14 protein-coding genes and 1 tRNA gene are annotated in these 16,517 nt (G+C 40.4%); 13 read left to right on the top strand and 2 right to left on the bottom strand.

Annotated elements, in window-relative coordinates:
• Positions 1-112: 112 nt before the first annotated feature.
• The 12 genes from QWZ17_RS11475 (at position 113) to QWZ17_RS11420 (ending at position 12,995) form a co-directional block, all read left to right on the top strand.
• Positions 113-277: a hypothetical protein gene (locus QWZ17_RS11475; RefSeq protein ID WP_290305349.1), complete on the top strand. Its 165-nt coding sequence runs from the start codon at positions 113-115 to the stop codon at positions 275-277.
• 96 nt (positions 278-373) lie between these two features.
• Positions 374-1,120: a hypothetical protein gene (locus tag QWZ17_RS11470; protein WP_290305348.1), complete on the top strand. Its 747-nt coding sequence runs from the start codon at positions 374-376 to the stop codon at positions 1,118-1,120.
• A 90-nt stretch (positions 1,121-1,210) separates the two neighbouring features.
• A complete protein-coding gene (locus tag QWZ17_RS11465) occupies positions 1,211-3,985 on the top strand; it encodes a TonB-dependent receptor (RefSeq protein ID WP_290305347.1) in 2,775 nt (924 codons plus the stop codon).
• Positions 3,986-3,989: 4 nt separating this feature from the next.
• Complete coding sequence (locus QWZ17_RS11460; protein ID WP_290305346.1) at positions 3,990-5,204, top strand: DUF4249 domain-containing protein; 1,215 nt, start codon at positions 3,990-3,992, stop codon at positions 5,202-5,204.
• Between the two features lie 5 nt (positions 5,205-5,209).
• Complete coding sequence (locus QWZ17_RS11455) at positions 5,210-6,382, top strand: DUF4249 domain-containing protein (protein WP_290305345.1); 1,173 nt, start codon at positions 5,210-5,212, stop codon at positions 6,380-6,382.
• 60 nt (positions 6,383-6,442) lie between these two features.
• Complete coding sequence (locus QWZ17_RS11450) at positions 6,443-8,824, top strand: hypothetical protein (protein WP_290305344.1); 2,382 nt, start codon at positions 6,443-6,445, stop codon at positions 8,822-8,824.
• A 193-nt stretch (positions 8,825-9,017) separates the two neighbouring features.
• Positions 9,018-9,091: transfer RNA gene (locus QWZ17_RS11445), tRNA-Asp, on the top strand.
• Positions 9,092-9,280: 189 nt separating this feature from the next.
• The gene (locus QWZ17_RS11440; RefSeq protein WP_290305343.1) at positions 9,281-10,582 is read left to right on the top strand and encodes a site-specific integrase; all 1,302 of its coding nucleotides are present in this window, start codon (positions 9,281-9,283) and stop codon (positions 10,580-10,582) included.
• A 197-nt stretch (positions 10,583-10,779) separates the two neighbouring features.
• Positions 10,780-11,061: a helix-turn-helix domain-containing protein gene (locus QWZ17_RS11435; RefSeq protein WP_290305342.1), complete on the top strand. Its 282-nt coding sequence runs from the start codon at positions 10,780-10,782 to the stop codon at positions 11,059-11,061.
• 221 nt (positions 11,062-11,282) lie between these two features.
• Positions 11,283-11,639 (top strand): plasmid mobilization protein, encoded by a 357-nt coding sequence (locus tag QWZ17_RS11430; RefSeq protein WP_290305341.1) that lies wholly within the window; start codon positions 11,283-11,285, stop codon positions 11,637-11,639.
• Positions 11,614-12,723 carry a relaxase/mobilization nuclease domain-containing protein gene (locus tag QWZ17_RS11425; protein WP_290305340.1) on the top strand — a complete coding sequence of 370 codons (1,110 nt, stop codon included), beginning with the start codon at positions 11,614-11,616 and terminating at the stop codon, positions 12,721-12,723. Before QWZ17_RS11430 ends, QWZ17_RS11425 begins: the two co-directional genes overlap by 26 nt.
• Positions 12,724-12,752: 29 nt before the next feature.
• Positions 12,753-12,995: a hypothetical protein gene (locus QWZ17_RS11420; RefSeq protein ID WP_290305339.1), complete on the top strand. Its 243-nt coding sequence runs from the start codon at positions 12,753-12,755 to the stop codon at positions 12,993-12,995.
• Positions 12,996-12,997: 2 nt separating this feature from the next.
• Here the strand turns inward: QWZ17_RS11420 and QWZ17_RS11415 are convergent, their stop codons facing one another.
• Entirely contained in the window at positions 12,998-13,384 is a 387-nt protein-coding gene (locus tag QWZ17_RS11415; RefSeq protein ID WP_290305338.1) for a helix-turn-helix domain-containing protein, read from the bottom strand.
• A 136-nt stretch (positions 13,385-13,520) separates the two neighbouring features.
• Here QWZ17_RS11415 and QWZ17_RS11410 point away from each other — a divergent pair, with 136 nt between their 5' ends.
• The gene (locus QWZ17_RS11410) at positions 13,521-14,099 is read left to right on the top strand and encodes a hypothetical protein (RefSeq protein ID WP_290305337.1); all 579 of its coding nucleotides are present in this window, start codon (positions 13,521-13,523) and stop codon (positions 14,097-14,099) included.
• 672 nt (positions 14,100-14,771) lie between these two features.
• Here the strand turns inward: QWZ17_RS11410 and QWZ17_RS11405 are convergent.
• The coding region (locus QWZ17_RS11405) for a hypothetical protein (protein WP_290305336.1) at positions 14,772-16,517 on the bottom strand (1,746 nt) is incomplete at its 5' end.

The following is a 16,517-nucleotide window of genomic DNA, read 5'->3' as shown; positions in this document are numbered from 1 at the left end:
CTCCGTGCCGTAGGTACGGGCCCCTCTGCAGCGTACCTACGGCACAAAAAAAACACCTTTCATGTGTTAAGCTTTTACTCCGATGGAGCATTTTACGGGGTCCTTTAAGTTAATGACATTGCCCGCAGCAACTACCAACATCGCAGTGTATCTTATTTCAAACGCCATTTCCGAAGCTACGGCAAGAGGTACTGCTATTTCCTTATTATTTAACCTGCGCTGTTACAAACAGTTCCATACCTACGTAATGTTATTATTGTTTAAAAAACAGTTGTAACATAATCACTACATAAACCCTATAAGCTTACATTTTAAAGCAAAGTGTTTGATTATTAGTTTAAAGTGATGTACATTCCCTCTTTATAAAACCTAAATGATAAGTAAACCACTCCTGTGCTTTTTTATCGTCTTTTCATGTTTAACTGGTCGGGCATTATGTCAAACAGTTGCGGACGATAGCACTATACAAAAAAATGCCGTTGGGCACGTTGTTGGCCAATATTACAACGCCATTGGGCAAATGTCTCGTTTGTATAACGGTCCGGAGTATGAGTTTTATGATCCATTAATAAAAAGCAACGCCTTCTTTTTAGACGTAAACGCCTTTAAACCGGGAACTGTTAATTACGATGGCGAGTTTTTTAGCAACGTCCCCATGATGTATGATCTGAATAAAGACCTTGTGGTGGTTTTGCTCTATAACGGATTTTCTAAATACAGCCTTGTAAGCCCAAGAGCAGAAAGCTTTGATTTGCTTAATCATCACTTTATTTATGTAGCTGCCGACTCCACCAATAAGGCCACCGATATAGACGCCGGTTTCTACGAAGAAATTTACAGCGGCAAACTCCAGGTTTTAGTAAAATGGTCAAAAAGCATTCAAACAACCCAAACCCTAAACAGCATCGAAACTTTTTTTACGGAGGCAAAAAAACACTACTACCTAAAAAAGGGGAACAATTATTACAGCACCGGCAGCCAGGGGGCTTTTTTGGATGCCTTAAAGGATAAGAAAAAGGAATTGCAGCAATACCTTAAAACAAATAAAATAAGGTTTAAAGACGCGCCCGAAAGGGCGATGTATATGATGGCGGCGCAATATGACCTGCTTTCAAAATAATTGAAATTTAAAAGCAGACAAGGTTTGTTTGCCGTTTACCGCCCCCTCCCTAAAAAATGTGTATAGCGTAGTGTAAAATAAAATATGCTGATGAAAAAATTTTACTTTTTAAGTTTTTGCTTTTTGATACTGCTAAAGATAGGTAATGCCCAGCAAGCACCTGCACGTTCAATAAGCGTAAACTTTCAACAGGTTACCATTGAGCAGTTTGTAACCGATATTGAGGCAAAAACCGGCTACCATTTTTACTACGAGCCAAGCCAGCTTGATAGTTTAAAAATTACAGTACAGGCCGAAAACAAGCCGGTAACAACAATACTCGATCTTGCGTTTAAAAACACCGCGTTTCATTATGCTATTACCGCAGATGGGCAAGTATTCCTTTCAAAGGGGCGCGAAATCCAGCCCGCGCTTGCCGCGGGTTTCTTTGGTAACAAGCCTGGAGCCGATAATCAGAAAAACACTGTTACCGCCGTAGCCGACTTTACCGATGCAAAAGATAAAATTATACCAGAGGCCACTACCGAAAACAAGCTTTACGAAATAGGTACCAAAACAAATACCATAGGAGCGGGCAACGCTACGTTATCGGGCTATATCCGCGATGGTAAATCGGGCGAGGCTATATTGGGTGCCAGTATTTATGTAACCAATACAAAAAGCGGCGTTGCATCAGATCAGTTTGGTTATTTTACCATTACACTGCCCAAGGGCCGGCAAATTTTAAGCATCAGGGGCATAGGCATGCGTGATACCCGCAGGCAAATTGTTTTATACGGCGACGGTAAGCTTATCATTGAAATGAAGGAGCAGGTTACCAGCTTAAAAGAAGTAAAAATTTCGGCCGAAAAGGTGGCCAACGTACGCAATGTGCAATTAGGAGTAAACCGGCTGGATATCAAAAGTATTAAACAAGTGCCAACCGTATTTGGCGAAGCCGATGTATTGCGTGTGGTTTTAACGCTGCCTGGTGTACAATCGGTAGGTGAAGCCACAACCGGCTTTAACGTACGGGGCGGCTCGGCCGATCAGAACCTTATTTTAATGAATGATGCTACCATTTACAACCCTTCGCACTTCTTTGGCTTTTTCTCGGCCTTTAACCCCGATATTGTAAAGGATATTGAGCTTTATAAAAGCAGCATCCCCGAAAAATTTGGAGGCCGGTTGTCATCTGTATTAGATGTAACCAATCGCGAGGGTAACAAAAAGATCTTCACCGGCTCGGCGGGTATCGGTTTAATTACCAGCCGGCTTAATGTGGAAGGCCCAATCATTAAAAACAAAACCTCGTTTTCATTTGGGGGGCGTGCCACATATTCTGATTGGCTATTAAAATTATTGCCCGAGGCCTACAAACACAGCCAGGCATCTTTTTACGATTTTAACCTCGATATAAGCCACCAGATAGACGAAAAGAATAACATCTATATCACAACCTACATCAGCAAAGATAAGTTTAAATTAAACAGCGATACGGCTTACAGCTACAGCAACAAAAACGCCAACATTAAATGGAAACATAATTTTAATGATAAGTTGTTTAGTGTAATTGGTGGCGGTATTGACAGGTACCAGTATGAAATTGCCAGTTATGAAAACCCTATAAATGCCTACAAGCTTAATTTTGATATCAACCAAACCAATTTCAAGGCCGATTTTACTTACTACCAAAATCGTAAAAGTACTGTCACGTTTGGTTTAAGCTCGATATTTTACAAACTGCACCCTGGCAATTACCAGCCAAACAATCCGCAATCATTGGTAGCGCCGGATGTGATCCCAACACAGCAGGCCCTGGAAAGCGCCCTATATCTGGGCGATAAGTATGATTTTAGCGATGTTTTTTCGTTAAGCGCCGGAGTACGGTATTCCATTTACAACTACTTAGGGCCGCAATTGGTTTATAACTATGCCCCAAATCTGCCTAAAACAAGCTCGAACCTTGTGGATAGTACAAACTATTCAAGCGGCAAGTTTATCAAAACCTATTCAGGACCCGAAATCAGGTTATCGGGTAGGTATCAGTTAGATGAAAATACTTCATTAAAGGGTGGATACAATACATTAAGGCAATACATTCACCTGTTATCAAACACTACGGCCATTGCCCCTACCGATGTATGGCAGCTAAGCGATCCTAATATTAAGCCTCAATATGGCGATCAGGTATCACTTGGCTTATACCATAACCTAAAATCAAACACCATCGAAACCTCGGTAGAAGTTTATTACAAACGTTTAAGGGATTACCTTGATTACAGGAGCGGTGCTAACCTGGTGCTCAATCACCATATTGAAAATGATGTATTAGGTACCGAGGGTAAAGCATACGGCATTGAGTTTTTACTTAAAAAAACAACCGGTAAGGCTAACGGCTGGATAAGCTATACTTACTCGCGCACCTTTTTAAGACAAACCAATCCCAACGAGGGCGAACTGATTAACGGCGGCCAATATTACCCGGCCAATTTTGATAAGCCGCATGATTTTAATTTTATTGGTAATTACAGGTTTTCGCACCGGTTTAGCGTATCGTTAAATGTTACTTATAGCACCGGCAGGCCAATTACCCTACCGGTAGCCAAATATGAGTACGGCGGCTCGGAAAGGGTTTACTATTCAGACAGGAATCAATACCGCATACCAGATTATTTCCGGTCGGATTTTTCGATGAATATTGAGGGCAACCATAAAGTGCATCAAAAAACACATAACTCGTTCACTATAGGCGTTTATAACTTAACCGGCAGGCAAAATGCCTATTCAACCTACTTTACCGAGCAGGGTGGAATAATTAATGGTTATAAGCTATCCATATTTGCCAAACCAATTCCGTTCATCAATTACAACATCAGGTTTTAATACCATGAACAAAAGAACCACCTATACTATCTGTTTGTCGCTTTTGGCATTTGCCGCATGCAGAAAGGCCTATACGCCGCCTGCAATAGCATTTGCCGGCAGCTACCTGGTGGTTGAAGGGGTTATTAACGCCGGCGGCGATAGCACGATTCTTAAACTAAGCAGAACAGTTAAGCTAAACGACACCACTAAACTAAAGCCCGAAACCGGTGCTATTGTAACCCTTGAAGGCGAAGATGGCAGCACTTTCCCACAGTTAACTGAGAGCCCTACAGTACCGGGGAATTATATCAACCCATCGCTGAAACTCAACGCGGGTAAAAAATATCGTCTCAGGATAAAAAGCGGCTCAAGCGAATATCTATCTGATTTTACCGAATCAAAAATAACTCCCCCCATTGATAGTGTTACCTATGTATTGAGCCACACTTATGACGCTGGCCTGCGGGTAAATGTGAACACACACGATGCTACCGGAAAAAGCATTTATTATAAATGGGACTATATAGAAACTTACCAGTACCGCACCCCATTTGATTCGCGATGGAAATCAAACGGCGATACCGTTTTACCCCGTAACATCAATACCGACGATATTAACCATTGTTGGCGGTCAACCTATTCAAACCATGTGATTATAGGCTCGTCAGAAAAGTTGAGCCAGGATGTAATTTCTCAATTACCACTTACTGTTGTTCCTCCATCTTCAGAAAAAATCAGCGAAGAATATAGTATCCTGGTTAAGCAGTATGCGCTTACCAAAGAGGCTTACCAGTTTTGGGAAAACCTGCAAAAAAACACCGAGAAATTGGGTAGTGTATTTGATGCGCAGCCGTCGCAGTTACCTACAAACATACATTGTATAAGTAACCCTGCCGAACCGGTTATTGGATATTTAAGCGTTTGCACAATAACCAGCCAGCGCATATTCGTGCCATTTTTTTTCCTGCCAAATTCGGGAGAGGGGGACACTTACCAGGGCTGTTTACTAATAAGCGCCAAGTTTCATTACCTGGTAAACCCGCTTAATGGCGATAATGATGAAGATTTTTATTATAACTACAATAAGCCAGGCCCACATAATATACTTATCCCGGTTGAGAGCATTATAAGTGAAATAGCAGGACATAAAGTAATTGTGGGGCATACCGGGTCAACCCCCTATTGCGTTGATTGTACCGTGCGAGGCAGTAATAAAAAACCATCTTTTTGGAAATGATAAACATGAGAGCAATTAAATATATATTATTGGGCTTACTGGCAAGCGGAATTATGGTTACTGCTTGCAGAAAACCCTATAACCCAACTATTGTAAGCACAGATAACAGCTATCTTGTTGTTGAAGGCACTATAAATAGTGGAGATATAACCAACATCAGACTTAGTAAAACAGTAAAAATAGCTACAGATACCAAGGTACAGCCCCTTTTGGGAGCTACTGTTAGCGTTGAAGAGCAGGGCGGTGCCGCCTTTGCACTAACTTACAATTATACTTCCAATAAATATGATTCGGGAAGTGCGCTCAATCTTGATCAAACTAAAAAATACAGGTTACATATTGTTGTTGATGGCAAAGAGTACGCTTCTGATTATGTGGCTGTAAAAAACAATCCCCCAATTGATAAAATCAATTTTAAACCCAATGGTGACAAACTTGAGATTAGTGTTGATACACACGACCCCACAAACAATACCCGCTACTATCGATGGGATTTTGACGAAACCTGGCGTTTTCATGCCAATTATCAGTCGGACTATTTAGTAGACGATGCCAAAAATATCCGCTTACGCACAAATGACCAGATGACTTATTATTGCTTTGCAAGCGATACGTCAAGTAATGTATTGATAGCGTCATCGGCCAAACTGTCTCAGGATGTTATTTCTCAATCGTTAATTAACACCATTCCATCCTCCTCAGAAAAACTGGAGCTACGTTATTCCATCCTGATAAGACAATATGCCATAAGTAAAGACGAGTATGAGTTTTGGCAAAACATTCAAAAAAATACAGAGCAACTGGGCAGTATTTTTGACGCGCAACCCTCGCAGCTCAATGGTAACGTACATTGTATTACCAACCCTGCCGAACCTGTAATTGGCTATGTAAGCGCAACAAATATACAGCAGAAACGAATTTTTATAAATAACAGTCAGTTACCGCAAACCTGGTTTCAAACGTCGCCATATTCATGTTCGCTGGATTCGGCCTTGTATTTTAATCCTAAAACTATGCGCAACGAAGTAGAAGCGTATATTCTTGACGGAGGAGGGGTGCCGGTTGAATCGATAACACAAGGAGGATATATTGTTATCGGATACACTTATTCGGGCAGGGAATGTACAGACTGTACCATAAGAGGCAAAGTGCAACAACCATCCTATTGGGTTCCATAATATTTGAGAGAGCAGTAGGCAGTAATCATAAAAAGAAGATAAAACAAACCAGGTTTGGTTATGAAAAAAAATATAGGCCCCGTTAAAACACTCGCTTTATCAGCGTTGGCTATTTTGTTTGGGCAAACTGTTTGCCAGGCTCAGGCTATTGAACAGGTTAAAAAAAGCTTTAACCAGTATCAGCAGCAAACCGTGCGGGAAAAAGTTTTTGTACATACAGACAAAAGCACATACCTTCCCGGCGAAATTATCTGGTTTAAGATATATGCCGTTGACGCGAGCTTTCACCGGCTTTTTAATTTGAGCAAGGTAGTTTATGTCGACGTGTTAGACAATGCCCACAACGCGCTATTGCAGGCCAAAATAGCCATGACAGATGGCACAGGCAGCGGATCATTATACATTCCGGTATCAACCAGCAATGGCAGCTACCAATTCAGGGCCTACACCAATTGGATGAAAAACTTTGGCCCCGATTATTATTTTAACAAAAACATCACCATAGTAAACCCGCTGAAGTCGCCCGAGGTGACAGCAAAAGAGCGAGCGCCGGCTTATGACGCCAGTTTTTTTCCCGAAGGAGGCAATTTGGTGACGGGTGTAAGCAGTAAAGTGGCATTTAAAGTTACTGCTTCAAATGGCGAAGGGCTATCTGCGTTCCGTGGCGCGGTTATCAATCAGCATAACGATACCGTAGCCCGTTTTGAGCCTTTAAAATTTGGTATAGGAAGTTTTGTGTTTACGCCCGCTGCCAATAACACTTATAAAGCTATTATTAAAACAGGCACCGGCGCACCAATTGTTAAGGAACTACCAACTGTTAGTAGCGACGGCTACGCTATGCAGGTAAAGGATAACGGCCAAAACCTACAGGTAACGGTAAGCTATTCAAACAATGGCGAGGTATTCCTTTTTGCCCATACCAGGCAAATGGTAAAAGTTGCCCAAAGCGGTTCTCTTAGCGCGGGCACGGCTGTTTTTAACATTGATAAAAATAAACTGGGCGATGGCGTATCGCACATAACTATTTTTAATAGCTTGAGGCAGCCCGTTTGCGAAAGACTTTATTTTAAACGCCCTAAACAGCTGTTACAGATCGACGCCTCGGCCGATCAGCCTCAATACGGCATCCGCAAAAAGGTTAGCGTTAATTTAAACACCAAAGATGCTACGGGTGCAGCCCTGCCCGCCAACATGTCTGTAGCGGTTTACCGGGTAGACTCATTGCAGCATATGGATAGTGACGACATTTTCAGTTATCTATGGTTGCGGTCAGATCTGAGGGGTAATATTGAATCGGCCGGTTATTATTTCAAAAACACCAATGCCGAGGCCGACCAGGCTGTGGATAACCTGATGCTTTCGCAGGGCTGGCGCAAGTTTCAATGGGATAATATATTAAGCAATGCGCCCGCCCGGTTCAATTACCTGCCCGAATTTACAGACCATCTTATCAATGCCAAAATCACAAACACCCTCACCGGCAAGCCTGCAAAAGATGTTATAGCCTATTTAAGCGTACCGGGAAAAAGGGTACAGCTATACGCCTCAAAAAGCGACTCGGCCGGCCACATGATATTTAATACCAAGCAACTGTTTGGGCCCGGCGAGGTAGTAGCCCAAACTAACACAGAAAAAGACTCTATTTACCGTATAGATGTTTTAAGCCCATTCTCTGAGCAATATGCTGCTGATGCCGGTCTTAAATTTAGCTTATCAAACAGTGTTCAAAAAGCATTGGAAGAACACAGCCTGGCCATGCAGGTGCAAAACGTGTACGCAGGCACCAAAATAAAAAGGTTTTATGACCCGGGAGTGGATAGCACCGGCTTTTATGGGGTACCTTTTAAAACCTACCTGTTAGATAATTATACCCGTTTTACCACCATGGAAGAAGTATTACGTGAATATGTAAGCCAGGACAATATTGTGCGTTCAAAGGGCCGATTTCATATCAAGGTACTCAATGAAAAAGGCTTTTTAGATGGCGACCCAATTGTGCTGTTAGATGACGTACCCGTATTTAATATCGATAAAGTAATGGCCATAGATCCATTAAAGGTGCGAAAACTGGAAGTAGTGCCATACCGCTATTTTTACGGACCAACGGTAAATGAAGGCGTATTTAGCTTCACAACCTACAAAGGCGATCTTGGCGGTGTTGAAATGGACCCGCATTCGGTCGTATTAGATTACGAAGGCCTACAGCTGAAACGAGTATTTTATTCGCCCATTTACGACACCGAAAAAGTTGAGAAAAGCCGCGTGCCCGATTTCAGGAACCTGCTGTTTTGGTCGCCGGATGTAAATACCAACCCTGCTGGTAAGAGCGTAGTGTCGTTTTACACCTCCGATCAAAAGGGAAAATACGTAGGCTCCATACAAGGAATAGCAGATAACGGCGATTCAGCAAGCCAATATTTCAGTTTCGAGGTGAAATAAAAAAATATTAAAAAAAAATTAAGCCATGGCTCCTCATAAAACAGGAGTCATTTTATTTTGATACAGAGTAAGTTATATCCTTGAACAGGCATCACAACTCATACCGATTTTGCTAACAAGCATCACAAAACTCATTTTTTTTCAAAAAACATTTGTGTAATACAGAATGCTGCGTATATTTGCACACCCAAACGGAGTGGTAGTTCAGCTGGTTAGAATACATGCCTGTCACGCATGGGGTCGCGGGTTCGAGTCCCGTCCATTCCGCTAAAAGGGTATCAAAACCCTCTTAAACCGCTTAAATCATTGATTTAAGCGGTTTTTTTATGTCAAATCCGCACGTTTCAGGTCAAGATTTATGGTTCACTCGGTTACCTATTCGGTTACCTATTTGAACCACCTAAATTAGGTAACCGAATATAGATTTAACTAATTGATTTTGAATGAATTAAATCGATGCAAAACAGCATCAAAACAGTTCAAAATTTATTAAATCTTTTATCCAAAAAATGGTTATTTATGAAGAATTCTAACAGCTTTTCAATCCTGATCTGGGCAAACAAAGCAAAATCAGATGTTAATGGGCAAATTCCCTTGTACGCAAGAGTTACAGTAATGGGAAAAAGAGCGGAGATCTCGCTTAAAAAGAAAGTAAATCCACAAAAGTGGGATGCTAAGACGGGCTTTATGAAAGGGAGCGGGAATGAAGTCCGCACTATCAACAATCACATTCACCAGGTATCGGAGGAAATATTTAAAATATACAGTGAGCTACAAAAGAACAGCGACTTTATATCCGCGGAAGAAATTAAAAATAAGTTTACTGGCGTACCCGACGAACGGCGAGCACTCCTTCAAGTATTCGACGAACACAATCATGATATAGAAAGCTTGATAGGAAAAGACTACGTAAGGGCCACGCTGACTAAATACAAGACGATAAGAAGCAAGGTTGCAGAATTTATTAGCCACAAGCACAATAAAACAGATATGTACCTTGACACGCTTGAATATAGCTTTATTACGGGATTCGAAAAATACTTAAAGATAGAAGCAGGAATAGACCATAACACCGCGATGTCTTACATAAAAAGGCTGAAAAGGATAATTAGCATATCTGTCAATAATCACTGGATTAGCTATAATCCTTTTGCTGCCTTTAAATGCACCACGCGCAAAGTTGTCCGTGAAGAACTGACAGAAGAAGAAGTTAAGCGACTTACTGAAAAAGTTTTTGCAGTTAAACGTCTTGAAGAAGTAAGGGACTGTTTTCTTTTTAGCTGCTATACTGGCTACGCTTTTGTCGATGCTTGCAAATTATCTATGGCTAATATAGCTGTAGGTAAAGACAATGAGATGTGGGTTAAAACGAGCCGGACCAAAACTGAAATTGTTGCCAACGTGCCATTGCTCCCCCAGGCAATTGAAATCATAAACAGATACAAAACTCATGAAGATTGCATTTACACTGGCAGGATATTACCTATGAAAAGCAATCAGAAAATGAATGCCTACTTAAAAGAAATAGCTGATCTGTGCGGCATATCCAAAAACCTGACTACTCACATGGCCAGACACACTTTTGCCACTACAATCACATTAGGTAACGGCGTTCCAATCGAATCAGTAAGCAAAATGCTCGGCCACACTAAAATTACAACAACTCAAATTTATGCACGGGTCAGAGAACAAAAGGTAAGCATGGATATGAAAGCACTGCGTCAAAAATTGAGTGGTATTCCCACCGTGGCATCTTAAGCCACCATATTGTTGGGTTTATCTAAGGAGCCAATTTGGCACCTTAGAAAGATTGATAAGCTGATACTTATTCCAAAAACCAAAAGGGAGTGAAAGATTTCTTTCACTCCCTTTCACTGTTTTCACCTTGTTCAAATAAGTTCTTTTGCTGCCATAACGAATTAAACAAAAATGTATTCAAGCAAAATTTATTAATCATGGCAGGAATAGAGATCGTAACCAAACAAGATCTGATCGAATTAGAAGAAAGGCTGATCAGCGAGATCAGGAAAACGAATGGAACTGGCGAAGAACCAAGAAAGTTATTGAAGAGTTACCAGGTAAAGAACCTCCTGAAGATTTCGCCGGGAACTTTGCAAAACCTGAGAGTAAATGGCACCCTGCCATTTACAAGAGTAGGCGGTATCATCTATTACAGATACGATGATATCATGAAGATCTTCGAACAGGCAAAAGAGAAAACGAAAGGCAATCACTAAGCCATGTCCATAACCCAAATTCAATCCACTCAATTTTTCAGTACAGACCAACCCATTGTACCGCTTAAACAGCTGGTAGCAGTAAGCCTTTGAACGGTCAAGGACAGCGCACCTATAAATAACAGATCAAATTGCGCTGTTTATATATCCTTGACCGTTTAAAGGCGGTGCTAATTTTGTGACGGCGGTACTGATGTGTTAGCATTAACTTATCAGTACCTATGGCCAGGCCGAAACTTTCCGAAGACAACCGGCGCTCGATCAACTTTACCGTTCGGCTGACACCCGCTGAATTAAGAAAGCTGGAAGAGTTAGCAAGGCTATGCGGAAAAGCGCCCGGATCACTGATGCGGGAACGGTTCTTCAAGGGCAAATTCCCCGAACCAAAAATGCCAAAGATTGACAGTAGCACTTATTATGAACTTAAAAAGATCGGTGTTAACCTGAACCAACTGGCAAGAAAAGCAAACGCCAATATCATGCCTACCAGAATATTGAGTTTGATCGCAGTGCTGCAACGGCAGCAGGAATCCATCATTAAACTTTTACTCGATGATAGCCAGTCAGAAAATTGGTAAAAGCTTTATGGGCGCTTTAAACTATAACCTGAAGAAAATGTACCACCCCGATCCTAAGCAAAGAGCCGAATTACTGGATACGAATTTTAGCAGCCTGGATAAGGACCGTATCAAGCAGGAGATCGCATTAGTACGCGAGCAGCGGCCAAACCTCAACCGCTATGTCTACCATACCAGCCTAAATTTCTCTAAAGAAGATAATTTATCCAACGAACCAATATTAGATATTGCACATCGCTATTTAGAAGCAAACGGTTTTGGCAATAACCAGTATTTCATATTCAGGCATCACGATGCCGATCATCCGCATATTCATTTACTGGTTAACCGGATAACATTTGATGGACAGGTCGTATCAGACAGTAACAATTATAAGAGAAGTGAAAGCATATTACGGGACATCGAAAAGCAATTTAATCTCACCGCAGTCGAATCAAGCCACAGAACACCACAAAGAGCGGCTAAGAAAGACGAAATAGAGATGGTGATACGAACGGGCAAGCCATCACAAAAGATGGTTATGCAGGAGATCATGAAGAAGATCCTGAACCAACGGGGGCTAACCCTGTCAGCATTTATCCAAAAAGCAGAACAGGCAGGGATCAATCTTCTTTTCAACCAGGCATCGACAGGCCGGATCACCGGTATCACCTATTTCCATAAAGGCTTTAAAATAAAAGGGCAGGCACTCGGCAACAGTTTTAAATGGGCAGAAATAATAAAAAAGATCAATTATGAACAAACTAGAGACAGCAAAGCAATTAGCGAAACAAACAGCAAGACAAGACGAGTCTACGGGGAACACACAACAGCGGGAAACAACGGAGACAGAGGTATTGACCTTTATACATGCAGTTCAAACGACACTGAATCTTTCGGAAGCGAACAAACACCTGCTGATCAAACTGGATCAGAAGATCAGCCAGGTAGAGAAAGACCACTGGAAGCAGATCAGAATGCTGTTCTATTTGATTCTCGTTCCATTGATCATAGCGGTGGCAGCTTTGATGGTGTTAATATCCAGATAAGCCATGATGAAGATGATGCGATGTATCGCAGGAAGAGCAGGCGTTCGGGAAGATAGTTATATTTACAACAGACTAATCTACCGCAATGATCAACGAAGATTATAAAACCCACATTTTAAGCCTGGCACAGAAGTGGCGAATGAATTTGCTTACAGAGGCTGAATTACAGGAATTGCAGGCCTGGTACAGGTCATTGGAAGATAAAGACCTGGGACTGCCCGTGGAAATGTCAGTAGATAAAGTAGAGCAGCGGCTACACGAATTATTAAAAAACAAAAACACAATGGGTAAGGCTGCTGATCCTGATTGTCCGCCTTGCCCTCTATAAAATTACTTACCTTTCAATAAGTCGTTTTTTTCTTTTTCGCTAGCTAATAAACGTTCCAGTAACTCCACTTTCTCATTGTATAGTTCTACAATTTTATCTATAGGATTGAATGTGCAGTGGTGACGGAAATCTCCAGTACTGTTGTCATGGAAATTATTAAAGTAATTGAATACGGCATCCTCCGTAAAATTTTTTATCGCATCGGTGGTAACACCAAGTGCTTCTGCTATTTTAATTAAAGACGAATCCTCAATATCCTCGCTTTGTTCAATCTTAGAAACAGCTTGTTGACTTATACCTAATTCTGCCGCTAAGGCTTCTTGCTTGATACCACGTAGTTCACGAATACGCCCGATTTTTCTTCCGATATGTAATGTAGGTTCTGCCATAAGTCAAATGTATTCTAAAACGTAAATGTACAAAACAACCGCTTTATTGTAAAATACAAACGGTTGTGGTTCGGTACGGCAATTTTAACCTGTTAGTTTGTATAACAGTTAGCGGATTGACAACAAGAATAATTGTATGTACACACCTGAATATACACCTTGGGAGAATTACCCTAAAAGCCTTTATCATAAAGAGATGATGAATCCGCTAATTGTGGTTACTGAATTTTTTGCAATTGACTGGGTGACCGGTCACAAAAAAAAGCTTAAAAAGTGGCGTTATTATGTGACCCATGATAAGATCTTTTGTGATAAAAATCACGGACCGGGGACGTTATTATTCATTTATAAGCTAAACATCAGGCTTCTGGAAGCGATTTCCTTATTGTATTACAGCTACGCTAATTCGACAATCAACAAAACAGTAGTAAGCGATCTGGAGATAGAACGTGAAAAGGAAAAACTAGACTGGTACCCAAAGAACCTTAAACAAAAAGAATTGCGTAACCCTTATAAAGCAGTAAAATGCTTATTCAGGAAAATGGGCTTACAACAATACCGGGACTATTTAGAAGAGTGGCTGTACGCAGCACTATGTGTAAAGGGCGGGGATGAAGAACTTGATTGCAGGGAGATCAGAAAAGTAAATAAGAAAATGCTGAAATTATATTCAGCGGCATGGCTTATATATAACAGGGAAGTTAAAAAGAGGTAATGGGTTTTGCAACACCCTTAGCGGCAATTGGAAGGCGGATAGACACATTAAAGGTAGTAGTATTATGTTGTTACCGCCCCTGGGCCGCCAATAAATTGCTCCTGAGAATTCGCACCCCTGTGGAATATAACGGGCGGTTTATTAAACTATAAAACCTGGTTTGATAATACCGCTCGTAAATCCATAAGCGTATGAATATTTGTTTTAAACTATGGTGGCCTACTACGCCCAAGCGGAAATATGGTTGGCTTGCCTGTTGTTTTGAAATATCAAGCACAAGCAAAGCCACCTTGTTTCGTAACCTGACAAAAAGAAAATAACGGAAGGTTTGCACGCCTGCGGATTGCTAACGGGCGGTTTACTCTAGTATCTAAAAGTGATATGGTAATACCGCCCGTAAATTCGCTTAACTGTGAAATGTCGAAATTATAGTGGCTTACCACACTTCAGAGCGCGGATAAATTGGGGCGGCTTTATGATGTTTTTGACACACATTATAAGCCGCCCTTTTCCGCAACATGGCGTTAAGCCCCCAAAAATCTATCGGTACTATTTAAAAAATGCTGAACAAAGTGAAGTGTTTTTCGGGTTCGGGTGTCCCGACAAGCACAGTTTTCGCATGGCGAAAACATGGCTTGCTCAAACCTAATCCTATATAAAAGTTGTCTTAAATCATAATTGACTAATTGAGGTATATAGTTGTTTCAGATGTTCGTTAGACATATCTAAAATCGGTTCATACATGAAAGAATTAATATGAATATTTTCAGGTGTCATTAGATTGACTTGCTTCAACAATCTTATTTCCTCATTTCGATTTGGAAATAATTGAACAAATTTTTCAAATAATGCAAAAGTTTGATTTTTTGCAATTCCTTTCCAAAAAGCATCATCATTTATCTCTCTAATCATATATTCTTCTGCTTTTAACCGGATAGCGATTGCAAGAACGATTTTGTTTTCAAGATCAATATCTTGTGCAGCTTGACCTAAAATTGTCTGAGCAGTTGAATAAATTAGGTCGAGGACAAGGGTTTGAGGATCGGTTAATACCAAATTAGCTTTGTCTTTCAAAACTGCTTTATAGACAGTCTCTAAATCCTTAATCGTAATTGAACTGGTATCCTCTTTAATGTGCAGCAAAGAAGTTAATTTTAAGAAGTTAGCATCATCCCCGGAAAACTCTGCTATGCTGCGAACAAATGGTATAGCTGCAATTAACATTGGCTTTTGAGTCTGTTTATGAAACTCATTCTTCCAAAAGGTGAACGGATTATTTTGATACTTCTCTGTTTTTAATTCAATTCCAGTCGAGGTCTTTACCGTACTTAATTTATGATCGCGACTCATATCTAATCGCGCACTGACTGTTCTATAGAAGTCAAAATTATGAGTTAATATGATTTGCTTGAAAATCCCAGATTCATTAGAAATGTCCTTCAAGTATTCAATGATGGCATATTTATTTTTATAGTCAAAGGAATCGGCTATATCATCAACGACAAAAAGTGTTTCAATATTCGCTTGCTTTCTTGCTTCAACCTCAAATATGATGTTTAATATATATAAGGCTCTAAGTTCTCCACCACTTAAGACTTTAAATAATTCGTCTTCTTCAACGGATGCTGTTTCTCCAAAATCTTCAAATACAAATTTTATGTTAGGGCCATCACTTTTAAGAATTACATCCTCTTGATTATCTATAGATAATTTGAATGGTACAAAAAATCTCCTATTGAACTCTTCAATTACTGTGCGCCATTGGGTTGCTTCCTGTTTTGCTTGTTCAACGATAGATTCAATTTCCTTTGATCCCTGCTCGTATTCAGCTGCTAAGGATTTGTAAATTTCTACATTTAACTTCAAGTACGAGATCCATAGTTTTTGCTTGAGTGCATTTAGATTTGCTAATTCAGGAAGTATTACTTGATTGCCTTCGATAAAATCGCGGAACTCCCTTAAGTCTTGATTACTTGTGATTTTTTTGTCAATATCTTCGAACGCTTTAACTAATCCTGGGTCATTTAATATACTTTCCTTTTCGTGCTGAATTACATTTTCTAATTCGGCTTCGGTGGTAATAACGGTATTATTACCAACGCTATTAAGGGAAACGGAATGGTTAGCTTTAAAAAAACCATTGTCTTTCAAATTTTTTGCAATTGTCGATGCATTATTATGATTAAAAATTCCTTTTTTAAAGTAAGTAGATGTGTCTATTAGTTCGTTATATTTATCTATATATTCGGCAAGTTTCGATTTAAAATCCTTCGTATCTAAAAAGGCAAGCACTTTTTCATTAAAAATTCTTTGGTATGCAATGTTTGAAAATTCAGTGTATATTATGGAGATGTTGACCACCCTGTTCCGGGCCAAATTGACCACTGGGTTAGCTGACTTTTGAGTTGCAGCAAATGC

The sequence above is a fragment of the Mucilaginibacter flavus genome, from assembly GCF_030409315.1.
In the GTDB taxonomy this organism is placed as follows: Bacteria; Bacteroidota; Bacteroidia; order Sphingobacteriales; family Sphingobacteriaceae; genus Mucilaginibacter; species Mucilaginibacter flavus.
This window is presented reverse-complemented; position numbering and strand designations above follow the sequence as displayed.

Coding starts and splice junctions, on each gene's coding strand:
- QWZ17_RS11475 (WP_290305349.1), top strand. CDS start 113: ATGACATTGCCCGCAGCAACTACCAACATCGCAGTGTATCTTATTTCA.
- QWZ17_RS11470 (WP_290305348.1), top strand. CDS start 374: ATGATAAGTAAACCACTCCTGTGCTTTTTTATCGTCTTTTCATGTTTA.
- QWZ17_RS11465 (WP_290305347.1), top strand. CDS start 1,211: ATGAAAAAATTTTACTTTTTAAGTTTTTGCTTTTTGATACTGCTAAAG.
- QWZ17_RS11460 (WP_290305346.1), top strand. CDS start 3,990: ATGAACAAAAGAACCACCTATACTATCTGTTTGTCGCTTTTGGCATTT.
- QWZ17_RS11455 (WP_290305345.1), top strand. CDS start 5,210: ATGAGAGCAATTAAATATATATTATTGGGCTTACTGGCAAGCGGAATT.
- QWZ17_RS11450 (WP_290305344.1), top strand. CDS start 6,443: ATGAAAAAAAATATAGGCCCCGTTAAAACACTCGCTTTATCAGCGTTG.
- QWZ17_RS11440 (WP_290305343.1), top strand. CDS start 9,281: ATGCAAAACAGCATCAAAACAGTTCAAAATTTATTAAATCTTTTATCC.
- QWZ17_RS11435 (WP_290305342.1), top strand. CDS start 10,780: ATGGCAGGAATAGAGATCGTAACCAAACAAGATCTGATCGAATTAGAA.
- QWZ17_RS11430 (WP_290305341.1), top strand. CDS start 11,283: ATGGCCAGGCCGAAACTTTCCGAAGACAACCGGCGCTCGATCAACTTT.
- QWZ17_RS11425 (WP_290305340.1), top strand. CDS start 11,614: ATGATAGCCAGTCAGAAAATTGGTAAAAGCTTTATGGGCGCTTTAAAC.
- QWZ17_RS11420 (WP_290305339.1), top strand. CDS start 12,753: ATGATCAACGAAGATTATAAAACCCACATTTTAAGCCTGGCACAGAAG.
- QWZ17_RS11415 (WP_290305338.1), bottom strand. CDS start 13,384: ATGGCAGAACCTACATTACATATCGGAAGAAAAATCGGGCGTATTCGT.
- QWZ17_RS11410 (WP_290305337.1), top strand. CDS start 13,521: ATGTACACACCTGAATATACACCTTGGGAGAATTACCCTAAAAGCCTT.